Source organism: Streptomyces sp. NPDC127114, from assembly GCF_042677525.1.
Classification (GTDB): Bacteria; Actinomycetota; Actinomycetes; order Streptomycetales; family Streptomycetaceae; genus Streptomyces.
Window position 1 is genome coordinate 1 of sequence record NZ_JBHXTJ010000010.1, and the last position, 25,485, is coordinate 25,485.

Annotated in this window: 22 protein-coding genes; 2 read left to right on the top strand and 20 right to left on the bottom strand. The window is 72.8% G+C overall.

What is annotated here, in order from left to right; genetic code table 11:
• Positions 1-125: 125 nt before the first annotated feature.
• From gatB to ACFVGS_RS13025, 13 genes are all read right to left on the bottom strand, one after another.
• Positions 126-1,637: an Asp-tRNA(Asn)/Glu-tRNA(Gln) amidotransferase subunit GatB gene (gene gatB, locus ACFVGS_RS12965; protein ID WP_385692499.1), complete on the bottom strand. Its 1,512-nt coding sequence runs from the start codon at positions 1,635-1,637 to the stop codon at positions 126-128.
• A gap of 15 nt (positions 1,638-1,652) precedes the next feature.
• Positions 1,653-1,886 (bottom strand): hypothetical protein, encoded by a 234-nt coding sequence (locus ACFVGS_RS12970; protein ID WP_030492500.1) that lies wholly within the window; start codon positions 1,884-1,886, stop codon positions 1,653-1,655.
• A gap of 5 nt (positions 1,887-1,891) precedes the next feature.
• Positions 1,892-3,394 (bottom strand): Asp-tRNA(Asn)/Glu-tRNA(Gln) amidotransferase subunit GatA, encoded by a 1,503-nt coding sequence (gatA, locus tag ACFVGS_RS12975; RefSeq protein WP_384422870.1) that lies wholly within the window; start codon positions 3,392-3,394, stop codon positions 1,892-1,894.
• Positions 3,395-3,400: 6 nt separating this feature from the next.
• On the bottom strand, positions 3,401-3,697 hold the full coding sequence (gene gatC, locus ACFVGS_RS12980) for an Asp-tRNA(Asn)/Glu-tRNA(Gln) amidotransferase subunit GatC (RefSeq protein ID WP_010984178.1): 297 nt from the start codon (positions 3,695-3,697) through the stop codon (positions 3,401-3,403).
• A gap of 73 nt (positions 3,698-3,770) precedes the next feature.
• Complete coding sequence (locus tag ACFVGS_RS12985) at positions 3,771-5,894, bottom strand: putative bifunctional diguanylate cyclase/phosphodiesterase (RefSeq protein WP_384422867.1); 2,124 nt, start codon at positions 5,892-5,894, stop codon at positions 3,771-3,773.
• A gap of 353 nt (positions 5,895-6,247) precedes the next feature.
• Positions 6,248-8,425 carry an NAD-dependent DNA ligase LigA gene (gene ligA / locus ACFVGS_RS12990; RefSeq protein ID WP_385692500.1) on the bottom strand — a complete coding sequence of 726 codons (2,178 nt, stop codon included), beginning with the start codon at positions 8,423-8,425 and terminating at the stop codon, positions 6,248-6,250.
• Positions 8,426-8,457: 32 nt separating this feature from the next.
• Positions 8,458-9,483, bottom strand: coding sequence for a methionine synthase (locus tag ACFVGS_RS12995; protein WP_385692501.1), 1,026 nt, complete (start codon positions 9,481-9,483; stop codon positions 8,458-8,460).
• Positions 9,480-11,516, bottom strand: coding sequence for a tetratricopeptide repeat protein (locus ACFVGS_RS13000; protein ID WP_385692502.1), 2,037 nt, complete (start codon positions 11,514-11,516; stop codon positions 9,480-9,482). The genes ACFVGS_RS12995 and ACFVGS_RS13000 overlap by 4 nt, the downstream gene beginning before the upstream one ends.
• Positions 11,517-11,523: 7 nt before the next feature.
• Entirely contained in the window at positions 11,524-12,222 is a 699-nt protein-coding gene (locus tag ACFVGS_RS13005; protein WP_384422858.1) for an SDR family oxidoreductase, read from the bottom strand.
• 15 nt (positions 12,223-12,237) lie between these two features.
• Complete coding sequence (locus ACFVGS_RS13010) at positions 12,238-12,717, bottom strand: hypothetical protein (RefSeq protein ID WP_385692503.1); 480 nt, start codon at positions 12,715-12,717, stop codon at positions 12,238-12,240.
• A 98-nt stretch (positions 12,718-12,815) separates the two neighbouring features.
• On the bottom strand, positions 12,816-14,627 hold the full coding sequence (locus ACFVGS_RS13015) for an alpha/beta hydrolase (RefSeq protein ID WP_385692504.1): 1,812 nt from the start codon (positions 14,625-14,627) through the stop codon (positions 12,816-12,818).
• The gene (locus tag ACFVGS_RS13020; RefSeq protein ID WP_385692505.1) at positions 14,624-15,043 is read right to left on the bottom strand and encodes a hypothetical protein; all 420 of its coding nucleotides are present in this window, start codon (positions 15,041-15,043) and stop codon (positions 14,624-14,626) included. The genes ACFVGS_RS13015 and ACFVGS_RS13020 overlap by 4 nt, the downstream gene beginning before the upstream one ends.
• A gap of 184 nt (positions 15,044-15,227) precedes the next feature.
• The gene (locus tag ACFVGS_RS13025) at positions 15,228-15,764 is read right to left on the bottom strand and encodes a TIGR00730 family Rossman fold protein (RefSeq protein WP_384422856.1); all 537 of its coding nucleotides are present in this window, start codon (positions 15,762-15,764) and stop codon (positions 15,228-15,230) included.
• Positions 15,765-15,884: 120 nt separating this feature from the next.
• Here ACFVGS_RS13025 and ACFVGS_RS13030 point away from each other — a divergent pair, with 120 nt between their 5' ends.
• The gene (locus ACFVGS_RS13030) at positions 15,885-16,700 is read left to right on the top strand and encodes an alpha/beta fold hydrolase (RefSeq protein ID WP_384422854.1); all 816 of its coding nucleotides are present in this window, start codon (positions 15,885-15,887) and stop codon (positions 16,698-16,700) included.
• A 144-nt stretch (positions 16,701-16,844) separates the two neighbouring features.
• On the opposite strand, the gene mnmA is transcribed toward ACFVGS_RS13030, so the two are convergent.
• Complete coding sequence (mnmA, locus tag ACFVGS_RS13035) at positions 16,845-18,017, bottom strand: tRNA 2-thiouridine(34) synthase MnmA (protein WP_385692506.1); 1,173 nt, start codon at positions 18,015-18,017, stop codon at positions 16,845-16,847.
• A 60-nt stretch (positions 18,018-18,077) separates the two neighbouring features.
• Here mnmA and ACFVGS_RS13040 point away from each other — a divergent pair, with 60 nt between their 5' ends.
• Positions 18,078-18,806, top strand: a complete 729-nt coding sequence (locus ACFVGS_RS13040) for an N-acetylmuramoyl-L-alanine amidase (RefSeq protein WP_384422850.1) — start codon at positions 18,078-18,080, stop codon at positions 18,804-18,806.
• Positions 18,807-18,882: 76 nt separating this feature from the next.
• Here ACFVGS_RS13040 and ACFVGS_RS13045 read toward each other — a convergent pair whose 3' ends face one another.
• The 6 genes from ACFVGS_RS13045 to ACFVGS_RS13070 form a co-directional block, all read right to left on the bottom strand.
• A complete protein-coding gene (locus tag ACFVGS_RS13045; protein ID WP_385692507.1) occupies positions 18,883-20,046 on the bottom strand; it encodes a cysteine desulfurase family protein in 1,164 nt (387 codons plus the stop codon).
• A 275-nt stretch (positions 20,047-20,321) separates the two neighbouring features.
• A complete protein-coding gene (locus ACFVGS_RS13050; protein ID WP_385692508.1) occupies positions 20,322-21,299 on the bottom strand; it encodes a helix-turn-helix transcriptional regulator in 978 nt (325 codons plus the stop codon).
• Between the two features lie 113 nt (positions 21,300-21,412).
• On the bottom strand, positions 21,413-22,279 hold the full coding sequence (locus ACFVGS_RS13055) for a thioesterase family protein (protein ID WP_384422843.1): 867 nt from the start codon (positions 22,277-22,279) through the stop codon (positions 21,413-21,415).
• Positions 22,280-22,302: 23 nt separating this feature from the next.
• The gene (locus ACFVGS_RS13060; RefSeq protein ID WP_384422840.1) at positions 22,303-22,980 is read right to left on the bottom strand and encodes a trimeric intracellular cation channel family protein; all 678 of its coding nucleotides are present in this window, start codon (positions 22,978-22,980) and stop codon (positions 22,303-22,305) included.
• 145 nt (positions 22,981-23,125) lie between these two features.
• Positions 23,126-24,496 carry an ABC transporter ATP-binding protein gene (locus ACFVGS_RS13065; RefSeq protein ID WP_385692509.1) on the bottom strand — a complete coding sequence of 457 codons (1,371 nt, stop codon included), beginning with the start codon at positions 24,494-24,496 and terminating at the stop codon, positions 23,126-23,128.
• Complete coding sequence (locus ACFVGS_RS13070) at positions 24,493-25,485, bottom strand: ABC transporter ATP-binding protein (RefSeq protein WP_384413369.1); 993 nt, start codon at positions 25,483-25,485, stop codon at positions 24,493-24,495. Before ACFVGS_RS13070 ends, ACFVGS_RS13065 begins: the two co-directional genes overlap by 4 nt.

A 25,485-nucleotide genomic window follows, 5' to 3' on the forward strand; every position in this document is an offset into this window, starting at 1 on the left:
CCGGACCCACTGGTCTGTACGTTATTTCGCTTTACACTGACCCCCACAAACACCCCCCCCCCCCCGCCCCCGGGGCGGGGCCCCCGCCCCCGTGAGCCGTACGGACGATCCGTACGAGAGCCGGATCAGCCCTCGCTGACGCCCAGCTTCTCCAGGATCAGGTCCTTGACCTTCGCCGCGTCGGCCTGGCCGCGGGTGGCCTTCATGACCGCGCCGACCAGGGCGCCGACCGCGGCCACCTTGCCGCCGCGGATCTTGTCGGCGATGGCCGCGTTGCCGGCGATGGCCTCGTCGACGGCCGCGCCGAGCGCGCTGTCGTCGGAGACGACCTTCAGACCGCGCTTCTCGACGACCTCGTCCGGGGTGCCCTCGCCCGCGAGGACGCCCTCGATGACCTGACGGGCCAGCTTGTCGTTCAGGTCGCCGGAGGCGACCAGGGCCGACACGCGGGCGACGTCCGCCGGGGTGATCGGGAGCTCCTCCAGGGAGACGCCCTGCTCGTTGGCGTTGCGGGCCAGCTCGCCCATCCACCACTTGCGGGCGGAGGCGGCGTCCGCGCCCGCCTCGGTCGTGGCGACGATGGCGTCGACCGCGCCCGCGTTGAGGATGGCCTGCATGTCCAGCTCGGACACGCCCCACTCCTCGCGCAGCCGGTTGCGGCGCACGCGCGGCAGCTCGGGCAGGCCCTTGCGCAGTTCCTCGACCCACTCGCGGGAGGGGGCCACCGGCACCAGGTCCGGCTCGGGGAAGTAGCGGTAGTCCTCGGCGTTGTCCTTGATACGGCCGGCGGTGGTGGTGCCGTCGTCCTCCTGGAAGTGCCGGGTCTCCTGGACGACCGAGCCGCCGGCCTCCAGGATCGCCGCGTGGCGCTGGATCTCGAAGCGCGCGGCCCGCTCGACCGAGCGGAGCGAGTTCACGTTCTTCGTCTCCGAGCGCGTGCCGAACTCCGGCGCGCCCTTGCGCATCAGCGACAGGTTGACGTCGCAGCGCATCTGGCCCTTGTCCATGCGCGCCTCGGAGACGCCCAGGGCGCGGATCAGCTCGCGCAGCTCGGCCACGTACGCCTTGGCGACCTCGGGGGCGCGCTCGCCGGCACCGACGATCGGCTTGGTGACGATCTCGATGAGCGGGATGCCGGCCCGGTTGTAGTCGAGCAGCGAGTGCGAGGCGCCGTGGATGCGGCCGGTCGCGCCACCGATGTGGGTGGACTTGCCGGTGTCCTCCTCCATGTGGGCGCGCTCGATCTCCACGCGGAAGACCTCGCCGTCCTCCAGCTGGACGTCCAGGTAGCCGTTGAAGGCGATCGGCTCGTCGTACTGGGAGGTCTGGAAGTTCTTCGGCATGTCCGGATAGAAGTAGTTCTTCCGGGCGAAGCGGCACCACTCGGCGATCTCGCAGTGCAGCGCGAGACCGATCTTGATGGCGGACTCGACGCCGACGGCGTTGACGACCGGCAGCGCGCCGGGCAGGCCGAGGCAGGTGGGGCAGGTCTGCGCGTTGGCGTCCTGGCCGAGCTCGGTCGAGCAGCCGCAGAACATCTTGGTCTTCGTGCCGAGCTCGACATGGACCTCCAGGCCCATGACGGGGTCGTACTCGGCGAGCGCCGCCTCGTACGACAGCAGTTCAGTGACAGTCACGGTGGAACTTCCCTCTCAGCCCAGCAGGACGTCGTCGTCGCCGAGGCGCTTCAGCTCGCGGTACAGGATCGCGAGGCCGGTGACGATGGCGGCGGCGGACACGGCGGAGTCGATCAGCCGCAGCATGTCGTGGTCGTTGCGGGCCAGCTTGGCCTGCTTGGCGACGCTGACGGCGCCGAAGGCGGTGGTCGCCAGCGAGACGTAGATGCCCGTCTTCGACTTCTTGAAGTTCTTGGCCTTCTTTGCCATGGCACTCACAGCGACGGAGCCTCCTCGAGCAGCGGGTGGCCCCACTTTTCCACGAAGGCGGCCTCGACGGCGGCACCGACCTTGTAGAGCCGGTCGTCCTTCAGGGCGGGGGCGATGATCTGCAGGCCGACCGGGAGACCGTCCTCCGGCGCCAGGCCGCAGGGCAGCGACATGGCGGCGTTTCCGGCCAGGTTGGTCGGGATGGTGCACAGGTCCGCGAGGTACATCGCCATCGGGTCGTCGGCACGCTCGCCGATGGGGAAGGCGGTGGTCGGCGTGGTCGGCGACACGATGACGTCGACCTGCTCGAAGGCCTTCTCGAACTCGCGGGTGATGAGGGTGCGGACCTTCTGCGCCGAGCCGAACCAGGCGTCGTAGTAGCCCGAGCTCAGGGCGTAGGTGCCGAGGATGATGCGGCGCTTGACCTCGGGGCCGAAGCCGGCCTCGCGGGTGAGCGCGGTGACGTCCTCCGCCGAGCGGGTGCCGTCGTCGCCGCTGCGCAGGCCGTAGCGCAGGCCGTCGAAGCGGGCCAGGTTCGAGGAGCACTCGGACGGCGCGACGATGTAGTACGCGGAGAGCGCGAGGTCGAAGGACGGGCAGTCCAGCTCGACGATCTCGGCGCCGAGCGACTTGAGCAGCTCGACGGACTCGTCGAAGCGCTGCACGACGCCGGCCTGGTAGCCCTCGCCCCGGAACTGCTTGACGATGCCGACGCGCATCCCGGCCACGGAGCCGTTGCGGGCGGCCTCGACGACCGGCGGGACCGGGGCGTCGATGGAGGTCGAGTCGAGCGGGTCGTGCCCGGCGATGGCCTCGTGCAGCAGGGCCGCGTCGAGGACCGTACGGGCGCAGGGGCCGCCCTGGTCGAGCGAGGAGGAGAAGGCCACCATGCCGTAGCGGGAGACCGCGCCGTAGGTCGGCTTGACGCCGACGGTGCCCGTGACGGCGGCGGGCTGGCGGATCGAGCCGCCGGTGTCCGTGCCGATGGCGAGCGGGGCCTCGTACGCGGCGAGGGCGGCCGAGGAGCCACCGCCGGAACCACCCGGGATACGGGTGAGGTCCCACGGGTTGCCGGTCGGGCCGTAGGCGCTGTTCTCCGTGGAGGAGCCCATCGCGAACTCGTCCATGTTGGTCTTGCCCAGGATGACCACGTCGGCGGCCTTGAGCTTCTTGACCAGGGTCGCGTCGTACGGCGGGATCCAGCCCTCGAGCATCTTCGAGCCGACCGTGGTGGGCACGCCCTGGGTGGTGAAGATGTCCTTGAGCGCGAGCGGCACACCGGCCAGCGGGCCCAGCTTCTCGCCACGGGCCCGCTTCTCGTCCACGGCGCGGGCCTGGGCGAGGGCGCCCTCGCGGTCGACGTGCAGGAAGGCGTGGACCTTCTCGTCGACGGCGTCGATGCGGGCGAGGTGGGCCTCGGTCACCTGGACGGCGGTGAGCTCGCCGGAGGCGATCTTCGCCGCGATCTCGGCGGCGGTGAGCTTGATGATGGTGCTGTTGTCCGTCATGGCTTCTTAGTCCTCCCCCAGGATCTGCGGCACCTTGAAACGCTGCTGCTCCTGGGCCGGGGCGCCGGAGAGCGCCTGCTCGGGGGTGAGCGACGGACGGACCTCGTCCGCGCGCATGACATTGGTCAGCGGCAGCGGGTGGGAGGTCGGCGGTACGTCTTGGTCGGCGACCTCGGAGACGCGGGCGACCGCGCCGATGATGTCGTCGAGCTGACCGGCGAAGTGATCGAGCTCCTCGGCCTTCAGCTCCAGACGTGCCAGCCGGGCGAGGTGGGCGACCTCCTCGCGCGTGATGCCAGGCATGCGGATCCTCACGGGGTGAGTGTGATGGTGTTGGCCCAATCCTATGGGGCCCGCACCGATACCCGTGAAACGGTCACTGCACCACGTGGTCCGAGGGGTGGTCGACGTCGGTGATCGCGGCGCTCGCGGCGATCTCCGAGGGGCGGCGCCAGCCGTGCTCGCCGCGGGCGCGGAGCCAGGCGGTGGTCTCGGCGGGCGGCATGGCGGCGGCGACCAGCCAGCCCTGGACGGCGTCGCAGCCCAGGTCACGCAGGCGTTCCCAGGTCTCGTCGTCCTCGACGCCCTCGGCGACCACGAGCAGGCCGAGCGAGTGGGCGAGGTCGACGGTGCAGCGGACGATCTCGGCGTCCTCGGTGTCGACGGCGAGCCGGGCGACGAAGGAGCGGTCGATCTTCAGCTCGCTCACCGGGAGGCGGCGCAGGTGTACGAGGGAGGAATAGCCGGTGCCGAAGTCGTCGAGGGACATCTTGACGCCGTGGCCGGTGAGGCCGGCCATGGTGTCGGCGGCCCGCTGCGGGTCCTCCAGGAGCACGTGCTCCGTTATCTCCAGCTGCAGCGCGCCGGCCGGGACACCGTGCCGGGCGAGGCGGGCGGCGACGGCGCCGGCGAAGCCGGGGGTGTGGACGTCGCGCGGGGAGACGTTGACGGCCACGGGCACGTCGAGGCCCTGGGCGCGCCAGCGGGCCACCTGGGCGAGGGCGGTCTCCAGGACGTACTCGGTGAGGTGCGGCATGAGGCCGGAGGACTCGGCGATGGCGATGAACTCGTCCGGCGGGACCTTTCCGCGCTCCGGGTGCACCCAGCGGACCAGGGCCTCCAGGCCGGCGACCTGGCCGTCGAAGCGGACCTTGGGCTGGTAGTGCAGCTCGACCTCGCCGGCGTCGAGGGCGCGCCGCAGGTCGCCGAGGAGGCCGAGGCGGTCGGGCGTGTTGGAGTCGCGCTTGGACTCGTAGACCTCGACGCCGGTGCGGTCGCGCTTGGCCTGGTACATCGCCACGTCGGCGCGGCGCAGCAGGCCCTCGGCGTCGAGGGCGTGGTCGGGGAAGACGGCGACGCCGGCGCTGGCCTCCAGGACGAGGGTGAGCCCGTCGAGGTCGAGCGGCGAGGACAGCTCGGCGACGAGGTGACGGGCGACGCGCTGGGCGCTGGTGGTGGAGTCGGCGGTGGGCAGCAGGACGGCGAACTCGTCGCCGCCGAGCCGTGCGGCCTCGGCGCCGCGCGGCAGGGCGAGCCGGAGCCGCTCGGCGATCTGCAGGAGCAGCCGGTCGCCGGCGAGGTGCCCGAGGGTGTCGTTGACGGACCGGAAGCGGTCGAGGTCGATCAGGACGAGCGCGGAGCGGACGCCCTCGCCCTCGGCCTCCTCCAGGGCGGTCCAGGTGCGCTCCAGGAGCCACTGGCGGTTGGGCAGCCCGGTGAGCGGGTCGCGCAGCTGTTCCTCGGCGCGGGCCCGGGCGATCCACAGGGTGGAGTCGAGGGCGATGAGCGGTACGGCGAAGAGCGGCAGGAGCGGGGGCCGGGAGGCGGCGACGACGCAGATGAGCGGGGCGATCCCGAGCAGCGCGACGGCGACCAGGCCCTGGCGGAGCAGGGCGGTGCGGGCGGCGGTGGGCAGCCCGCCGCCGTGCGGGGCGAGCGCGTACCACAGCAGGAGGCGGGTCGCCACGAGATAGGCGACGGCGGCGAGCATCACTTCCGGTACGTCGGCGATCCCCCAGTCGAGGGGTTGCCAGGGCTCCGCGACGGTGGGGACGTCGCCGAAGGTGGCGAGCACGAGGGCGGCGGCACCCGCGCCGATGACGTCCACGGCGCCGTGCAGCAGGCCCTGGCGCCACCGGTGCCGGCGGGCGGCGGCGACGAGGACGACGACGGTGACGGAGACCAGGCAGGCCGGCACCCAGCCGTACAGGAGCAGGACGGCGAGGGTGAGGGCGGCGCCGGAGCCCGTGCCGCCCCACCAGCGGTCGCGGCCGAGCGCGACCAGGTGGCCGACGATGAGGCCGGTGAGGACGGCGAGGGACCAGCCGGCGGCGCCGCCGGGGAAGAGGCCCTGCCCGGTGCTCAGCGTCCGGTAGAGACCGGCGGTGAGCACGACGGCGGCGATGCCCACGAGCGCTCCGGGCAGCCCGGAGGTGATGCCCACGAACGCCGCACGGCCCTGGGGCCGTGCGACCGGGGCGGCACTCTCGGTCGGTTTCATTCCCGTCCCTCTCACAGCCGGCGGTGCCGTCGCAACGCGGGGGCCGTCGTGATGCCACTGTCATGCACTGGTGTCATGCCACTGGGTCGTCGTCCCGTCGCGCGCCGTACCGCGTGTCCTGCTCCTGCGCGCCGGCAGGGCCCTCGCACGGCCGTGTGCGACGGACGCACGGTCACCACACTAGGCCGCGGAGGGCTGCTACGGGCAGCGCTCTCCATCTCTTGCCCGAATGCGACCCGGCCACCCGTAACGATCTGGTATGCGCCGAACGGGTGAACCTCCGGGGCCTTTTCGCGCCCCTCGCGCGCCTCTTCCGCGCCCGCCGCCGCCCCCCGGCGACGGCGGGCGTGCGGCTACTCCGCGACGGGCAGAGCGGCCTCCTGAGCGGCTTCGGGACCTTGTTCGAGCAGGATCACGAAACCGTCCTCGTCGAGAACCGGAACCTTCAGCTGCATCGCCTTGTCGTACTTGGAGCCCGGGTTGTCACCGACCACGACGAAGGAGGTCTTCTTCGAAACGGAACCGGCGACCTTGGCTCCGAGGGATTGCAGCGACTCTTTTGCGCCATCCCGCGTGTAGTTCTGCAGGGTGCCCGTGACCACCACGGTCAGGCCCTCCAGCGGACGCGGCCCCTGCTCCTCGCCCGCGCCCTCGTCCTCGAAACTGACCCCGGCCGCGCGCCACTTGCGCACGATCTCCCGGTGCCACTCCTCGGCGAACCACTGCTTCACGGCGGCGGCGATGATCCCGCCGACGCCGTCGACCGCCGCCAGCTCCTCCTCCGTCGCCTGCTCGATCCGCTCCAGGGAGCGGAACTCGCGGGCCAGCGCCTCGGCGGCGACCGGGCCGACGTGACGGATCGACAGACCGTTGAGGAACCGGGCCAGCGGACGCGTCTTCGCCGCCGCGATGTTCTCCAGCATCGCCAGCGCGTTCTTCTTCGGCTCGCCCTTCTGGTTGGCGAAGACGGAGACGATCTTCTCCTCGCCGGTCTTCGGGTCCCGCCTCGGCAGCCCGCTGTCGGGGTCCAGGACGTACGCCCGGATCGGCAGCAGCTGCTCGATCGTCAGGTCGAAGAGGTCGCCCTCGTCGAGGAGCGGCGGCTCCGCCGGCTCCAGCGGCCGGGTCAGGGCCGCCGCCGCGACCATGCCGAAGTTCTCGATGTCCAGGCACTGACGGCCCGCCAGGAAGAACAGCCGCTCGCGCAGCTGGGCCGGACACGACTGCGCGTTGGGGCAGCGCAGGTCGATGTCCCCCTCCTTCATCGGCTTCAGGGGCGTCCCGCACTCCGGGCACTCGGCCGGCATCACGAACTCGCGCTCGGTGCCGTCCCGCAGGTCCGCCACCGGACCGAGGATCTCCGGGATCACGTCACCGGCCTTGCGCAGCACGACCGTGTCGCCGATCAGCACGCCCTTGGCCTTCACCACCTCCTGGTTGTGCAGGGTGGCGAACTCGACCTCGGAGCCGGCCACCGTCACCGGCTCCACCTGCGCGTACGGGGTGACGCGGCCGGTGCGGCCGACACCGACCTTGATGTCGACGAGCTTGGTGTTGACCTCCTCCGGCGCGTACTTCCACGCGATGGCCCAGCGCGGCGCGCGCGCCGTGGAGCCGAGGCGGCCCTGGAGCGCGATCTCGTCGAGCTTGACGACGACGCCGTCGATCTCGTGCTCCACCGAGTGCCGGTTCTCGCCGAAGTGCGTGATGAACTCCCGCACGCCGTCGAGGGAGTCCACGACCTTGTTGTGCCGGGCGGTGGGCAGGCCCCACTCGTGCAGCAGCTCGTACGTCTCCGAGAGGCGCGAGATGTCGAAGCCCTCGCGGGCGCCGATCCCGTGCACCACCATGTGCAGCGGACGGGTCGCCGTCACCTTCGGGTCCTTCTGGCGCAACGACCCCGCCGCCGCGTTGCGCGGATTGGCGAAGGGCTTGTCGCCGGCCTCCACCAGGCGCGCGTTCAGCCCCTCGAAGGCCTCCATCGGGAAGTAGACCTCGCCGCGGATCTCCACGAGCGCCGGGATGCGGTCGCCGCGCAGCCGCTCCGGGACGTCCGCGATCGTCCGCACGTTCGACGTGATGTCCTCGCCCGTACGCCCGTCGCCACGGGTCGCCGCCCGGGTCAGCCGGCCGTGCTCGTACGTGAGGTTCACCGCGAGGCCGTCGACCTTGAGCTCGCACAGGAAGTGGTAGTCGGACGTACCGACGTCCTTGGCGACCCGGTCGGCCCAGGCCGACAGCTCCGCGTCGTCGAACGCGTTGTCCAGCGAGAGCATCCGCTCCCGGTGCTCCACGGAGGTGAACTCCGTCTCGTACGACCCCGCGACCTTCTGGGTCGGCGAATCCGGCGTCCGCAGCTCCGGATACTCCTCCTCCAGCGCCTCCAGGGACCGCAGGAGCCTGTCGAACTCCGCGTCGCTGATGACCGGCTGGTCCTTCACGTAGTACCGGAAGCGGTGCTCCTCGACCTGCTCCGCCAGCTCGGCGTGCTTCTCCCGCGCCTCGGCGGGGGCCCCCTGTTCGACTGCCACCGTTCCTCGTCCTCCCGTGTCCTGAAACCCGGTCACTCTGGGTTGTCCGCGAGCGATCTCGCCGCCCGGGCGCAGTGCGCGAGGGCCTTGCGGGCGTACGCCGGCGAGGCACCCGCGAGACCACAGGCAGGAGTGACCACGACGGACTCCGCGAGAGTCCCCGGATTCAGCCCCAGCCTGCGCCACAGCGTCCTGACACCCATGACGCTACCTCCCGGGTCTGACAATGCCCCCGAGGCCGGGTCCGTGGACGGCACCACACCGGCGAAGAGCTTCGTCCCGGCCTCCACGGCCTCCCCGACCGGCTCCTCGTCACGCTCGGTGAGCAGGGAGAAGTCGAACGACACCCCTGCGGCCCCGGCCCGCCGCAGCAGCCCGAACGGCACGCCCGGCGCGCACGAGTGCACGACCACGGGCCCGTCGTGGACCGCGATCACGTCCCGCAGCGCGCTCTCCACGACCTGGCGGTCCACGGCCCGGTGGGTGCGGTAGCCGCTGGCCGTGCGGACCTGGCCGAGCAGGACCGCGGTCAGCGAGGGCTCGTCCAGCTGGAGCACGATCCGGGCGCCGGGCACGCGCTTCGCGAGCTCGGCGAGGTGCAGGCGCAGCCCCTCGGCGAGCGAACCGGCCAGGTCCCGGCAGGCCCCCGCGTCGCTGAGCGCCGCCTCGCCGCCGCGCAGTTCCAGGGCCGCCGCCAGTGTCCACGGCCCCACGGCCTGCACCTTCAGCGCGCCCTCGTACCCCTGGGTGAACTCCTCCAGGGCGTCCAGGTCCTCACCGAGCCAGGACCGCGCGCGGCGGGTGTCCCGCCCGGGCCGGTCGCTGATCCGCCAGCCGCTCGGCTCCACGTGCGCGTACAGCTCGACGAGCATCCCGGTGGTCCGCCCGATCATGTCCGCGCCGGGCCCGCGGGCGGGCAGCTCCGCGAGGAACGGGAAGTCCTCGAAGGACCCGGTCACGGTCTTGGCGGCCTCCCGGGCGTCGCCGCCGGGCATGGACCCGACGCCGGTGGCGGAGGCCCAGGGGAATTCGTGCGTGTTGTCGCTGTCGTCGCTCACTCCGGCAGCGTACGTGCCAGGGCTTCGCCGGTGGCGACGGTGATGGGGTGGTGGGGGCCGAGGAGGCGGGTACGGGCGTGGAGGACGGCGGCCAGTTCGGCGCGGGCCCGGTCGGGGGCGAGAACGGTGGCGAGGTTGAAACGCGCGGAGAGGGTCGTCGGGTGCTCCGGGCCGAACCGTCGCCGCCGCGCCTCGGTCACGGCCCGGAGCTCGCTCCGGGCGGCCTCGGTGTCGCCGAGGTCGCGCAGCACGCAGGCCCGGTTCTCCCGGGTGGTGAGGGTGTCGTCGTGATCGGGGCCGAGGAGTCGCGTCTCCGCCGCAAGCACCACGTCCAGCTCGGTCAGGGCCTCGTCGAGGCGGCCGAGGATCGCGAGATCCATGGCAACGTTGTGGTGGGTGATCAGGGTGTGTTCGTGGTCCGGCCCGAGGAGCCGGAGGAGGCTCTCGAGAACCGCGGTGAACTCGACCTGGGAAAGGTCGTTCGAGCCGCTCTGCTGGAGCACGAGGGCGCGCTCGTTGCGGGCCTGCAGCAGAAACAGGTCGTCCGGCGGAAGCAGCCGGCAGCAGTCCTCGACGAGCGCGTGGAGGACCACGAGAGCCTCACCGTACCGGGCGAGATGGAGCAGGGCCCGCCCGTGCGTGAAGCGCGCCGCCATGGTGAGGGGATCGTCCTCGGTCAGCGCGTCCGCCGTGCCCTGCGACACGGTCGTCGCCGCCTCGACCGCCTCCTGGAGGAGACCGCGTGCGGTCAGGGAACGCACCGCGCGAACCGCACCCGCCCATGCGGAATAGGGCACGTCCGGCCCGAGGCCGTCCAGGAGATGCGGAACGAGCAACGGCCACAACGGCCCCAGCCGCTGGGGCGACTCCAGCTCCTCCGCCAGAGCCGCCGACAGCCGCTCCCGCTCCCCCCGGAACGCGTCCCGCACCAGCGGATGCAGTGTCACCAGGGGCTCGCCGTCCGTCTGCAGGGTCGCGAGGCCGAGCCGATCGAGGGCCTGGAGGCAGCTCCACAACTCCCCCGGCGGGATGTCGACCCGCACCGGCGCGAAGACCCGCAGCGGTACGGGCGCGTCGGCGAAGCCTGCGAGGAGCCGCAGGAGGCCCTCGGCATGGGCGTGACCCCGGTCCCGCAGCAGCCGGAGGGACATGGCCCAGATACGGGCGAGGGTCCCGTCGCCGTCGACCGTGACGTCCCCCGCGCCGAGGGCGGCGAGATACGCGCCGTACGTGGCGGGCTCGCCGGGCGTACGGAAGTAGGCGGGACGCTCGGCGACGGAGGCGAGGTAGCGCCCGGCGCTGTCGAGGGCCAGCGGCAGCCCTCCGAGGCGTACGGCGAGCAGCTCGGCGTCCGTCGCGGGCCCGGCCTCCGCGGCCACCCGGTCGGCGAGGACGCGGGCACCCTCGGCGCCGGGGAGGGCGCCAAGCGGATGGAGCACGGGCCCGGTACCCCAGGCGGCCGGCTCGCCGTCCCGGGTGGTGACGAGAACGAGCCCGCGGAGGGGTGCCGATGCCCGCACCCAGCCCGTCCCGGCGGCGAGGGAGCCGGGCCCGTCGAGCAGCGCGAGATCGTCGGCGTTGTCGAGGACGAGGAGCCAGGGCCCGGGCAGGCCGGCGAGCCGTTCCCACAGCAGGTCGGCGGTCTGGCCGGCGGCCAGCTCGTCCTCGCTCAGGCCGAGCCGCCGGGCGACCGCCCGCAGCCCGCCCGCGAGCCGCCCGGCGTCCTGCGCGGCCACCCACCACACGGGCGCGCCGTCCGCCGCCAGGACGTCGGCGACCGCCAGCGCGAGGCTGGTCTTGCCGACGCCGCCGAGGCCGTACAGGACGTGGGTGCCGGACGCGGCGCGGAGCCGGGCGAGCAGCTCGGCGCGGCCGCGCAGCGGGGCGCCGCGCAGGCCCCAGGGCGGGGCGACGGTCACCTCGTCGGCCGGGGGCGGCGCCTGACGCACCACCAGGTGCTCGATGTGCCCGGCCTGGACGACGGTCCCCTGGGTCCCGCCGGTGATCGAGTTGCCGCCCGCGCCCGTGGTCATCGCGCCGTCACTGTCCGGGCCGTACCGTCAGGTCGTTGACCTCGGCGTCGCGCGGCAGGTCGATCGCCATGACGATGGTCGTGGCCACCGACTCGGGGTCGATCCACTTCTCGGAGTCGTACTCCTTGCCCTCCTGCTGGTGCACCTTCGCCTGCATGGGCGTGGAGGTCCGCCCCGGGTAGACGGACGTGACCCGCACGCCGTTGCCGTGCTCCTCGTGGCGCAGCGAGTCGGCGAGGGCCTTGAGCCCGTGCTTGGAGGCGGCGTACGCGCTCCACTCGGCGTGCGCGTTGAGCCCGGCGCCCGAGTTGACGAAGAGCACATGGCCCTTGGACACCCGCAGTTGGGGCAGGAAGTGCCGGGTCAGCTCGGCGGGGGCGACGAGGTTGACGTTGAGCTGGTGGTGCCAGGTCTTCGGGGTGAGCTCGCCGACCGGGCCGAGGTCGACGACGCCCGCGATGTGCAGGAGGGTGTCGACCCGCTCGGGCAGCGACTGGTGCGAGAAGGCCCAGGACAGCCGGTCCGGGTCCGCCAGGTCCCCGACGAGCGTCCGGGCGCCGGGAAACTCCGCCGCCAGCTCCCTGGCCCGGCCGGCATCGCGCGCGTGCAGCACGAGCTCGTCCCCGCGCGCGTGCAGCCGCCGCGCGACGGCCGCGCCGATGCCGGAGCCGGCTCCGGTGATCACATGAGTAGCCATGGGGCCCATGGTCTCACCGCCGGGTCAGGAGGAAGGGGCAGACGAGGGCAGGGGCTCGGTGGCGGACCAGAAGTCGGAGCGGACGTTGGGGGTGGGGATCTCGGCCGACGGAGGGTAGGTGGGGCCGTTGGCCTTGCTGGTGGGCTCGGCGACCTCTGACTGCTCCACGCAGGGTGTGTTGACCTGCAGGAACGCTTGCCCCTTGTACCCGAAAAGGACGCGGATCTGGAACCCGTCCGGCGAGACGGCATAGATGGCCGGCATCTCCCTGTCCGGCCTGACGCTCTTGATGGTGTAGCCGCTCTGCTCCCAATGCCGCTGAACCACGCCGAGGAAACCGCCACGCCGTTGCTCGGAGACGACGGTCATCACTGTTCGCCGTCGGATCACGTCGCACTTGTGTGTCGTGGTCGTGCCATGGACCCATACGACTTCGGGGACGATCTCCTTGAAGGTGGCGTCCAGCATGGAGTCTGCACGCTCTGCCGCTTCCTGCATGTTCATGTCTGCCTTGGCTCCCTCACTCACCATTCCGCACCCCGTCAGCACCACGCTCGCCAGAGCCAGGGGGAGGGCAGCCCGGAACTGCCGTCCTCGTCGATTCACCGGTACTCCTCCGTGCTGATCTTGTGGGGACTCCCGCCGACGATGAAGGCGATGTTGTCCGCCGACTCCTGGTCCGTCCCCGGGCCCGACCCCGGCGTGAAGTACTGGGAGTGGGCGTCGAAACCTCCCAGTTCAAGGACGGGATGGGGTCCGTCGTCCACCTTGAAGCGACGGGCTCCGAACGCCTCGCTCGACGGATCCTTGCCGAAGTAGATGTCGTCGTCGCCCCAGTCGAACACGTCGCCGTAGATGAGCGAGCCGATCGGTCCGGCGAGGACCACCTCGTCTTTCGTGGGCAGGTGGGTGACGGGGTCGTTCTCCGCGGAGCCCACGAAGACATGGTCCTTGCCGACTCCCAGGTCCTGCGCCTTGTCCACGCCGACGCCCGGACTGCCGAGCAGGATGATGTCGTCCACGCCCGGAATTCCTCCGGACTGCTTGGCCGCCGTGCCCACGGTGAGCGAACCGTAGGAGTGCCCGATGGCCGTCACGTGCGGGTCCGAGCTCTCGTTCGTCGCCGACAGCCCGGCCATGAACCGGTTGTACGCCGGGGCGCCTCGCTCGGCATCGCCCTTGGTCATGACGTCCACGTTCTGGGGAGCGTCGTATCCCAGCCAGACGATCGCCGCACTGGACGGATCCACTTCCCGCGCCCCGAGCGCCGTGTCCTGAGCGCGCGTCATCGTGTCCTCGACGAACTCGTCGTCGAGCTTCGTCCCCAGACCCGGCACGTACGCGGACACGTTCTTCGACGTGTCGGGATTGCCGTACGCGACGATCGCGCGCCCGTTGCCCTCGTCCCCGATGCCCAGCAGGAACATCGGCGGGTCGCTGGGCTCCTTCAGCTTGTCCTGGATCAGGCGGAGCGCGTCCAGCTTGGTCTCCGCGTCGTCGCCGTCCTTCTGCGCCAGTTCGTCGATCAGCAGCGGCAGGTACCGCCGGTTCGCCTCGTCCCGTGCGACCGCCGGGATGCCGTCCACGCCGCCGATCAGGTCCGGCGCGATGTCGAGGTACTCGCGGCGCTGTTCCTCGCTCAGGCCGTCCCACCAGGCCTTGTACTCGGCGGGGTTCTTGTCCTTCGGCATGGCCTCGTAGAGGTGCTTGCCGGCGGTCGACCGTACGTCGGCCGTGTCCCCGGCGACGTCCTTCAGCGTGGCCTCGGTGACGTCGAGGCCCTTCTCCGCCTTGAGGCCGTTCAGGGTCTTCGCGTAACGGGCGTCGATCTCGGACGCGGACCGTACGGCCCTGGCCACGCGGTCGGCCACGTCCTGTGCCTTCGCGGCGTTCGGGTTGAGCGGCTTGAAGCCCGAGTAGCCCGGGTACAGCGGCGACTGGCTCTTGGGGCCGAAGCCCGGCGGTTCCAGCGGCAGGCGGGCGCTGCCCTGCACCGTGCCGCCCGGCGCCTCCTTCTTCGCGCCGGCCAGGTCCTCGACCTCGGCCGCCGGATAGCTCACCGATCCGTCGGCGTGGACGGTGAGGTTCAGGGCGGCGGCGTCCGCGAGGGCCTGCTTCAACTGGGTCTGCGGCTCGGCCAGGTCGCCGGCCAGGCCGTTGAGCGTCGTACGGACGAGCCCGCACTCGCTGTGCAGGTACCGGAAGTTGCGGCTGAGCCGCTGGAGCCGGCCGACGGCCGCCGTCGCGGACTCGCTCTCCTGGGTCTCGCGGAGCTTCGCGGACATCGCCCGGTCGACCCGTGTCCGGTCGGAGTCCGAGCGGCCGGAGACCTGGTGCCAGGCGTCGCCCGCCTGCTCGAACTCGGAGAGCTTCAGGTCGCGGAGCTGCTGCCAGGTGAGGGTGCCCGCCGTCATCGCTTGTCCTCCGGATTCCCGTGGACCTTCGCGAACTCGTTCCGGACCCCGATGTCGGTCTCGCCCATCTCCTTGGCGACCTTCCGCAGGGCGCCCTGGAGCGCGTCGCACTCGTCGCGTACGGCCGCGAGACGCTCCTCCCAGGACGTGCGTACGGCCGCGAGCGCGGCGACGGCGGTCAGTCCCGCGCCGCCCGTCGTCACCCCCTCGTGGCCGGGGCCGAGGGCGGTCCGGCTCGTCTCCGAACTGGTGCGCAGATCACCCGCGGTGCCGGCCGCGCTGGTCCAGGGGCCGCCGGTGTGCTTGAGGTTCCCCGGGCCGGAGGCACCGGGTTCGGGAGCCGTGGAGGCGAGGGTCATCCGGGCGTCGCCTTCGAGCGGGCCGAAAACCTCCTGCCAGCGCTGTGAATACGACATGGTCCCCCGTTCCTCCTCGTCCGCGACGTGCGCCGCCCGGAGAGATTAGCGAAACAGGATCACCCGAACGCAACCGCGAAGAGGGTCGTCGAGCAGGAAAGGTGCCGACGCCATAACACCCGCGCTGAGCAGGGCACAAGGGCTGCCCTGCTCAGCTCGCGCGGTCCTCGGACCGTTCGCGAACTCAACTCGCCAGGGCCTGCTCCAGGAAGGCCAGCGCCTCCGCGCCGTCCTCCGCGAAGAAGACGAGGTCCGAGAGCGGGACGGGCAGGAAGCCCTCCTCCTCCATGCGGCGGAACTGGGTCTTCAGGCCGTCGTAGAAGCCGGCCGTGTTGAGGAGGACGACGGGCTTGGTGTGGTGGCCGTGCTTCTTCAGCTCCAGGATCTCGGTGGCCTCGTCGAGGGTGCCGGTACCGCCGACCATGATCACGATCGCGTCGGACTTGGCGAGGAGGACGGCCTTGCGCTCGGCGAGGTCCCTGGTGACGACCATCTCGTCAGCGACCGGGCGGGCCTTGGCGGCGAGGAAGTCCACCGAGACGCCGACGAGGCGTCCGCCCGCCTCCTCGACGCCGTCCGCGACGACCTTCATCAGGCCGACGTCGGAGCCGCCCCAGACCAGGGTGTGGCCGGCCTTGCCGAGGCGGGCGGCGAAGTCGCGGGCGGGGGCCGTGTAGCGCTCGTCGAGGTCGGCGGCGGAGAGGAAGACGCAGATGTTCATGGGCTCCACGGTAGGGCCTGGCCGGGTGTCGCCTGCCGGCCGCCGGCCGACACCTGGATTTTTCCGGGAAGTCGCCCCCGGGAGCGATGAGTTCCGCGCACGACCGCGGTCTGCCCTTCCATGGACGAGGTGAAGACGACGGTGTGCGCGACCCGCGGGCTGGTCAGGTCGGCGGACGGCACGCACATCGCCTACGAGCGGTACGGGGACGGGGACGGGGACGGGCCCCCGGTGATCCTGGTGAGCGGGGCGCTGGGCACGGCCGGGAGCGAGCGGCCGCTGGCCGGGCTGCTCGCGCGGCGGTTCTCGGTGGTCGCGTACGACCGGCGGGGGCGCGGCGCGAGCGGGGACAACGGGCCCTACGCGGTGGAGCGGGAGATCGCCGATCTGGCGGCGCTCGTCGACGCCGTGGGCGGCGCGGCCGGCACGGCCGCCGTGCACGGCACCGCCTGCGGCGGTGCGCTGGCGCTCGCCGCCGCGGCGGCCGGGGTGCCGGTCGGGCCGGTGTCGGTGTACGAACCGCCGTACGGCTCCGAGGCCGCGGCGCGGCGCGGCCGGGTGCGGGCGCTGCTCGACCGGGGCCGACGGGGCGAGGCGCTCGATCTGCTGCTCGGCGAGGGCGCCGGTGTGCCCGCGCAGCCGCGGCCCGTCCTGGAGGCGCTGACGCACACCTTCGCCTACGACGACGCGGTCGTGGGCGACGGCTCCGTCCCCGCCGCCCGCCTGGGCCGGGTCCACGCGCGCGTACTGGTGGTGGACGGCGGGGCGAGCCCCTCGTGGACGCGTCGGGTGGCCCGTACGGTCGCCGCGGCGGTCCCCCGCGGACGCCACCGGACACTGACCGGCCAGACCCACCAGGTGGCCCCGCACGTTCTGGCGCCGGTCATCGAGGACTTCCTGGAGGACTGCCGGGAGGAGGACCCGGCGGGCACCTGAAACGACGCCGACCGAGCCTGCCCGCCCCGGACGGCGGTCAGGCGCACCGCCAGCCGGCTGCAGCTCGCCCAGGCCGGGCGGCGCATCGCCGCCCGGCGCCCCGACTCAAGAAGACTGGCCGGCGTTCCGCCGTCCCGCCGTGGTTCAGGCCGGCTGCTGTTCCTGGGTCGTGCGCCGGGACGTCGTCGCGATCGTCGCGGAGCCGACCACGCGGGTGCCGTCGTAGAGCACGATCGCCTGGCCCGGGGCCACGCCCCGGACCGGCTCGTCGAAGGTGACGGTCAGCTCGCCGTCCTCCATCGCCGCGCTCACCGGCGTCTCCCCGCCGTGGGCGCGCAGCTGGGCGGTGTAGCGGCCGGGGCCCTCGGGGGCGGTGCCGCACCAGCGGGGCCTGATCGCGGTGAGGGCGGTGACGTCCAGGGCCTCGGCGGGGCCGACGGTGACGGTGTTGTTCACGGGCGAGATGTCGAGCACGTAGCGCGGCTTGCCGTCCGCCGCCGGGTGTCCGATCCGCAGGCCCTTGCGCTGGCCGATGGTGAAGCCGTACGCGCCCTGGTGGGTGCCCACCTTCGTACCGGACTCGTCGACGATGTCGCCCTCCGCCGTGCCCAGGTGCCTGGCCAGGAAGCCCTGGGTGTCGCCGTCGGCGATGAAGCAGATGTCGTGGCTGTCGGGCTTCTTGGCGACCGCGAGCCCGCGCCGCTCCGCCTCCGCGCGGATCTCGTCCTTGGTGGTGAGGGTGTCGCCGAGCGGGAACATGGCGTGGGCGAGCTGCTTCTCGTCGAGGACGCCGAGGACGTACGACTGGTCCTTGGCCATGTCGGAGGCGCGGTGCAGCTCGCGGCTGCCGTCCTCCTTGAGGACGACGGTCGCGTAGTGGCCGGTGCAGACGGCGTCGAAGCCGAGGGCGAGCGCCTTGTCGAGGAGCGCGGCGAACTTGATCTTCTCGTTGCAGCGCAGGCACGGGTTGGGCGTGCGGCCCGCCTCGTACTCCGCGACGAAGTCCTCGACCACGTCCTCGCGGAAGCGCTCGGCGAGGTCCCACACGTAGAACGGGATGCCGATGACGTCGGCGGCCCGCCGGGCGTCGCGTGAGTCCTCGATGGTGCAACAGCCGCGCGCACCGGTGCGGAAGGACTGCGGGTTCGCGGAGAGGGCCAGGTGCACGCCGGTGACGTCGTGCCCCGCCTCGACGGCGCGGGCGGCGGCGACGGCCGAGTCCACTCCGCCGGACATGGCGGCGAGGACGCGGAGCGGGCGGGTGGCGGGGCTCGGCGACGGGCTCTGCGACGGAGTCTGCGGCGGGGTCTGAGTCATAGCCCTACCAGGGTACGGGGCCGGGGAACCGTGGTCGCCCGGGTAAGCGTTCTCGATCACATGGGGAACAAGGGGAGCGGCGGGGCTGCGAAGAAGACGGCCCGGAAGAAGGGCTCGGGGAAGGGCGCCGGGAAGGGCGGCGGGGGCAAGGGGCCCTCGCGGCGCGCGTTCCTGCTCGGCGGCACCGTCGCCGTCGCCGGCGCGGCCGTCTTCGCGCGGGACGAGCTGGCGCGCTTCTACTGGCGGCTGCCGGGGATGGAGAAGAAGCGGGTCGAGGGCGAGCTGGACCACAAGGGCGCGGAATGGACGGCGGCCTCGCGGGCGAACCTGCGGCGGGCCGACCGCCCCGACGACTACGCCGTCGACCGGGTCGTCATCCATGTCGTGCAGGGCAGCTACCGGTCGGCCGTGAAGGTCTTCAAGGACCCGGCGCACGGGGCCGCCGCGCACTACGTCGTGCGCAAGGACGGGCACGTGGCGCAGATGATCCGGGAGCTCGACGTGGCCTTCCACGCCGGGAACCGGGACATGAACGAACGCAGCATCGGCATCGAGCACGAGGGCTTCGTCGACCGCCCGCAGGACTTCACCCGGGCGATGTACGAGGGCTCGGCCCGGCTCACGGCCGACATATGTGCCCGGTACGGCATCCCCGTCGACCGGGAGCACATCATCGGCCACGTGGAGGTCCCGGGCACGGACCACACGGACCCCGGTCCGCACTGGGACTGGGACCGCTACATGGCACTGGTACGGAAGGAGCGCGCGAAGCTGCCGTCCGGCGGGTGAGACGGGCGGCCACTGGCCGGGGCCGGTGGCCGTCGGACGGCTGGGACCGGCGCCGGTCAGGCCGGCGCGGCCGTCCTCAGCTCAGGCCCGCGCTGCGGGCCCGCTCCACCGCCGGGCCGATGGCCTCGGCGACCGCCGCCACGTCCTCCTTGGTGGAGGTGTGCCCGAGGCTGAAGCGGAGGGTGCCACGGGCCAGGTCCGGGTCGGCGCCCGTGGCGAGCAGGACGTGGCTGGGCTGGGCGATGCCGGCGGTGCAGGCCGAGCCGGTGGAGCACTCGATCCCGGCGGCGTCCAGGAGCAGCAGCAGCGAGTCGCCCTCGCAGCCGGGGAAGGTGAAGTGGGCGTTGGCGGGCAGCCGGTCGACCGGGTCGCCGCCGAGGATCGCGTCGGGGACGGCGCCGCGGACGGCGGCGACGAGCTCGTCGCGCAGGGCGCCGACACCGGTCGCGAACTCCTCGCGGCCCTCGGCGGCGAGCCGCCCGGCCACGGCGAACGCGGCGACGGCGGGCACGTCGAGGGTGCCGGAGCGGACGTGCCGCTCCTGCCCGCCGCCGTGCAGGACGGGGACGGGTGTGTGCTCGCGGCCGAGGAGCAGGGCGCCGATGCCGTACGGGCCGCCGATCTTGTGGCCGGAGACGGTCATGGCCGCCAGTCCCGAGGCGGCGAAGTCGACCGGGATCTGCCCGAAGGCCTGCACCGCGTCGGCGTGCAGGGGCACGTCGAACTCGGCGGCGACGTCGGCGAGTTCGCGGACCGGCATGATCGTGCCGATCTCGTTGTTGGCCCACATGACGGTGGCGAGGGCGACGGAGCCGGGATCGCGGGCGATGGCCTCGCGCAGGGCTTCGGGGTGGACCCGGCCGTACGTGTCGACCGGCAGGTATTCGACGGTGGCGCCCTCGTGCGTGGCGAGCCAGTCGACGGCGTCGAGGACGGCGTGGTGCTCGACGGGGCTGGCGAGGACCCGGGTGCGGCGTGGGTCGGCGGCGAGACGGGACCAGTACAGGCCCTTCACGGCGAGGTTGTCGGCCTCCGTACCGCCGGAGGTGAGGACGACCTCGCTGGGCCGGGCGCCGAGCGCCCCTGCGAGGGTCTCGCGGGCCTCCTCGACGGTCCGCCGCGCGCGGCGGCCGGCCGCGTGCAGCGAGGAGGCGTTGCCCGTGACGGCGAGCTGGGCGGTCATCGCCTCGATCGCCTCGGGGAGCATGGGCGTGGTCGCGGCGTGGTCGAGGTAAGCCATGGTGGGAACGATTCTACGAGGCGGTCCGCGAGCCGGCCCCGGCCGGTCGGCGCAGACGGCCGGTTTACGTCACCCTGCCCCCGTCCAGGGCGGCGCTCCGCCCTGGGGCAGGCGATGCTCCGCCCCGCACAGGGCTACGGTCCGCCCCCGTCCAGGGCGACGCTCCGCCCCCGTACAAGGCGACGGTCTGCCCCGTCCAGGGCGACGCTCCGCCTTCGCACGAGGGCAACGCTCCGCCCTCGCACAAGGACTACGCTCCGCCCCTCCGTACAGCGCTACGGTCTGCCCCCGTACAAGGCGACGGTCTCCGCGGCCACCTCGGCCAGGTACGCGCGGGCGGCGGGCGGGGTGAGGACCTCCAGGCTGGCGCCCATGGCGAGCAGCGGGCGGAGCTCGCCGAGCTCGGCGAAGGCGAGTTCGACGGTGGTCCACTCGGCGTCGGCGCCTTCGGACGGCCGGGGCGGCGGCGGGGTGGTGAGCCGGTCGCCGTGGAGGCGCAGGAAGCGGTCGTAGCGGTCGCGGTGGACCCGGGCGGTCACGGCGAGGTCGGCCGGACGGCGCTCGACGCGGGTGCGCAGCAGCTCCCACACCTCGGCCAGTTCGACGCCGGGGCGGCGGCCGACGGGGGCGTCGAGGAGTTCGGCCTCGTGCACGCGGTCGACGCGGAAGAGCCGGGGCTCGCCCTCGTGGTCGGCGACCAGGTACCAGACGCCGGCCTTCACGACGAGGCCGTACGGGTCGACGGTGTACGCCTTCGGGGCGGGCGCCCCGCTGCCGCGGTAGCGCAGGGCCAGGCGGCGGTCGGCGAACACGGCCCGGTTGAGGACGTCGAGGTCGACGTCCGGGCGCGGTGCGCTCATCCAGCGGTCGGGGTCGACCAGGATGCGACGGCTCGTCAGCTCGGCGGCCGGCCGGTGCGGCGCGGGCAGCGCGGCCATCACCTTGCGCAGGGCGGACCCCAGCGCCCGGTCGAGCCCGAGCGCGGCGTGCGCCCCTTGCGCGGCGAGCACGAAGAGGGCGCGGGACTCGTCAGCGGTGAGTCCGGTGACGTCGGTGCGGTAGCCGGGGAGCAGCGCGATCCCGCCGTGCCTGCCGCGCTCGGCGTACACGGGCACGCCGGCGGCCGAGAGCGCCTCGACGTCCCGGTAGACGGTCCGCACCGACACGTCGAGCCGCTCGGCCAGTTCGCTCGCCGGGACGAGGCTCCGGGTCTGGAGCAGCAGGAGCAGGGACAGCAGCCGGTCGGACTTCACCGGGCCACGCTAGGCCATCTCTTCCGGGTCCCGGCCGGGTCCGCGACGCCTGGCACGGCCTGTCCGGCCCTGATCCGGAAGAAACGGCCCGGCGGCCGCGCGGGCCGGCCGGGTCAGTCGCGCGGGGCGCGGGCCAGCTGGCGGGACTGGGCGACCAGACGGCCGGCGCTGTCCCAGACCTCGGCGTCCTCCTCCAGGAAGCCGCCCGCGAGGTTGCGGGTGGTGATGGAGACGCGCAGCGGGCCCGGGGCCGGGCGGCAGCGGACGTGGGTGGTGAGCTCGACGGTCGGGGTCCAGCCCTTGAGGCCCAGCTCGAAGGAGGTCGGCGGCAGCGCGTCGACGGCGAGGAGCAGGGAGAACGGGTCGGGCTCGCGGCCGTCGGCGAGGCCGAACCAGGCGCGCATCTCGCCCTTGCCGGAGGGCGCGCCGACGGCCCAGCCGACGCAGGCGGGGTCGAGGCGGAGGTCGAGCCGGTCGGCGATGGCGGAGGAGCCGGGGATCCGCGGGGCCGGGTTGTCGGCGGCGCTGAAGCACTGCTCGACCGGGGCGAACGCGGGCGGGGTCGCGGTGGTGCGGACGTCGTCCGCGAGGGCGTCGAGGTCGCCGTACGAGGCGAGGACGCGGATCCGCTCGACCTCGGTGCCGTCCTCGGCGTACTGGAAGAGGGACGCCGTGCCGGTGGAGAGCGTGCGGCCGGTGCGGACGGTCTCGGTGCGGATCACCGCAGGGCCGGGCACGGACGGCGTGAGGTAGTGCGCCGAGATCGTGAACGGGTCCGGGTGCGGCAGGTGGTCGCCGAGTGCGCGGCCGAGGAGAGCGAGGAGGTAGCCGCCGTTGACGGCGTGGATGATCGTCCAGCCGGCGGAGAGTTCGGCGTCGTAGACGCCGGGCTCGCGGAGGGTGACGGCGGTGTCGCGGTCGAACTCGCTCGGGGCGGCGGCGCTCGGCGTCTTCGGCGTCTCGATGCTGCTCGTGCTCATGTCCGCGACGGTACAGGATTTAGCTACTGAGCGGTAGCTTTTTCGGGCTCCTCGCGGGCGGACGAGCGCCGGTTCCAGGCGCGCGGCGCGCGCCAGTGGTAGCGCATCGCGAGCAGCCGCAGCAGGAAGGCGGCGAGCACGGCGGTCGCGCTGGTGTACGCGTTGAGCACGTCGAAGCGGATGAAGAGCACGACCATCGTCGCGCCCACGATCGCCGGCACGGCGTACAGGTCCCGGTCCCAGCGCAGCAGCGACGGCACCTCGTTGGCGAGCACGTCGCGCAGCACACCGCCGCCGACGGCCGTGGCGAGGCCGAGCGCCGCCGACGAGGTCAGGCCGAGGCCGTAGTCGTACGCCTTGGTCGTCCCGGTCACGCAGAACAGTCCGAGACCGGCGGCGTCGAAGACGTTGACGGCGGTCTGGGTGCGCTCCACCTCCGGGTGGAGGAAGAAGACGAGGACGGTCGCGACCAGCGGCATGAGGAAGTAGCCGAGATCGGTGAAGGCGGCCGGGGGCACGGCTCCGATGATCAGGTCGCGGAAGAGCCCGCCGCCGAGCGCCGTGACCTCGGCGAGGACGGCGATGCCGAAGACGTCGAAGTTCTTGCGGACGGCGAGCAGGGCACCGGAGATGGCGAAGACGAAGATGCCGATGAGGTCCAGGGCGTGTTGGACGGACGGATTGAACAGATCGTGGAGCACCGAACCATTGTCCCGGTTCGGAACCCCCGCTCCGGAACACCGGCCTCCGGGTCCCCGGCCCGCCCCTGAGGAAGGGCCCGGAGCGCCCCGGCGCCGACACGGGTGAGGCCCCGCTGCCGGACGGCAGCGGGGCCTCACCCACGCGTCACGCCTTGGGCGCGTCGCCCGCCTTCGCGTCGGCGGGCTCGGCGTCCTGCGCCGCGTCCGCGGTCGCCGCGGCATCCGCCGCCTCGGCATCCGCCACCTTCGCGTCCTCCGGCTCGGCATCCGCCACCTCGGCGCCCGCCTCCGCCTTCGCGTCCGCCACCTCGGCGCCCGCCTCCGCCTTGGCGTCGGCCGGCTCGGCGTCGGCCGGCTCGGTGTCCTCCGCCGCGTCCGCGGCCGGCGCGGCGTCCGCCGGCTCGGCGTCCTCCACCGTCTCGGCCTCCGACGCCTCGGTCTCCGCCCGCTCCCCCGTCGCCTGCGACGGGATCTCCGCCGGGGCGGCGGCGGGCGCGGAGGGCTCCTCGCCCGCGCGCGTGATCGTGCCCTCGGCGATCTCGCGGGCGAAGTGGCAGGCCACCTTGTGGCCGTCGCCGAGGTCCGTCAGCTCCGGGCGCTCGGTCGCGCAGCGCGTGGCCTGGGCCCAGGGGCAGCGGGTGTGGAAGCGGCAGCCGGCCGGCGGGTTGGCCGGGGACGGCAGGTCGCCGTGGAGCAGGATGCGCTCGCGGCGCTCCTCGACCTCGGGGTCCGGGACCGGGACCGCGGACATCAGGGCCTTGGTGTACGGGTGCCTGGGCTCCGCGTACAGCGCGTCGCTCGGCGCCTCCTCGACCAGCGAGCCGAGGTACATCACGCCGATGACGTCCGAGATGTGCCGCACCACGGCCAGGTCGTGGGCGATGACCAGGTAGGTCAGGCCCATCGACTCCTGGAGCTCCTCCAGGAGGTTGATGACCTGGGCCTGGATGGAGACGTCGAGCGCCGACACCGGCTCGTCGCAGATGATGACGTCCGGTTCGAGGACCAGGGCCCGCGCGATGCCGATGCGCTGGCGCTGGCCGCCGGAGAACTCGTGCGGGTAGCGGGAGAGGGCGTTGGAGGGCAGGCCCACCTTCGCCAGGATCTCCTTGATCTTCTCCCGGCGCTCGTCCTGGTTCGCGCCGATCCCGTGCGCGGCCATGCCCTCGCTGAGGATCGACTCGATGTTCTGCCGCGGGTTGAGGCTGCCCAGCGGGTCCTGGAAGACCATCTGGAGCCGGCGGCGGAAGGAGCGCAGCTCCTTCTCGGAGAGCTTGGCCACGTCGGTGCCGTCGAGCACCACCGAGCCGTCGGTGACGTCGACCAGGCGCAGCACCGCTCGCCCGAGGGTCGTCTTGCCGCAGCCCGACTCGCCGACCAGGCCGTAGGTCTGGCCCGCCTCGACCGACAGCGAGATGCCGTCGACGGCGTAGACGTGCCCCACCGTGCGGTCGAAGAGGACGCCCTTCCTGACGGGGAAGTGGACCTTCACTCCGTCGAGTTCCAGCAGGCTCATGCCGGGACCTCCGTGGTGGCCAGGACCGGGTTGACGCAGCGGGCGCGGTGTCCGGCCTCACGCGGTTCGGTCAGTGCGGGCGTGCCGGTGAGGCAGTCCATCTCGTACCGGTCGCAGCGCGGCGCGAAGGCACAGCCCTCGGCCCAGGCGATCTGGTCGTTGATGGACCCGCGGATGGGGTGCAGCGGCTCGCCGCGCGGGGCGTCGAGCCGGGGGATGGAGCCGAGCAGCCCGTGGGTGTACGGGTGGGTCGGGTGGGCGAACAGCTCGCGGCGGGCGGCGGATTCGACGACCTTGCCCGCGTAGAGCACGTTCACCTGGTCGCACAGGCCGGCGACGACACCCAGGTCGTGGGTGATCATCAGCAGCGCGGTGCCCTCCTGGTCGACCAGTTCCTTGAGGAGTTCGAGGATCTGGGCCTGGATGGTGACGTCGAGCGCGGTCGTCGGCTCGTCGGCGATGAGCAGGCGCGGGGCGCAGGCCACCGCCATGGCGATGAGCGCGCGCTGGCGCATGCCGCCGGACAGCTGGTGCGGGAACTCCTTGAGCCGCCGGTTCGGGTCGGGGATGCCGACCCGGTCGAGCAGGTGGGCGGCCTCCTTGCGGGCGGCCTCGCCCTTCAGGCCCCGGTGGCGCTGGAGGATCTCGGTGACCTGGATGCCGATGGGGACGACCGGGTTCAGCGAGGACAGCGGGTCCTGGAAGATCATCGCCAGGTCGCGGCCGCGCATGTCGCGCATCTTGCCGGGGCTGAGCGTGAGCAGGTCCGTGCCGTCAAAGTCGGCGCGCCCGCCGAGCGTGACGCCCTTGGCCGGGAGGAGGCCCATGAGGGCGAGCGAGGTCACGGACTTGCCGCAGCCCGACTCGCCGACGAGGCCGACGACCTGGCCCTGGTCGACGCTGAAGGAGACGCCGTTGACCGCCCGGACGTCCTTGCGGCCGCGGCCGCCGAAGGTGACGGTGAGTTCGTCCACGGTGAGCAGTGGCAT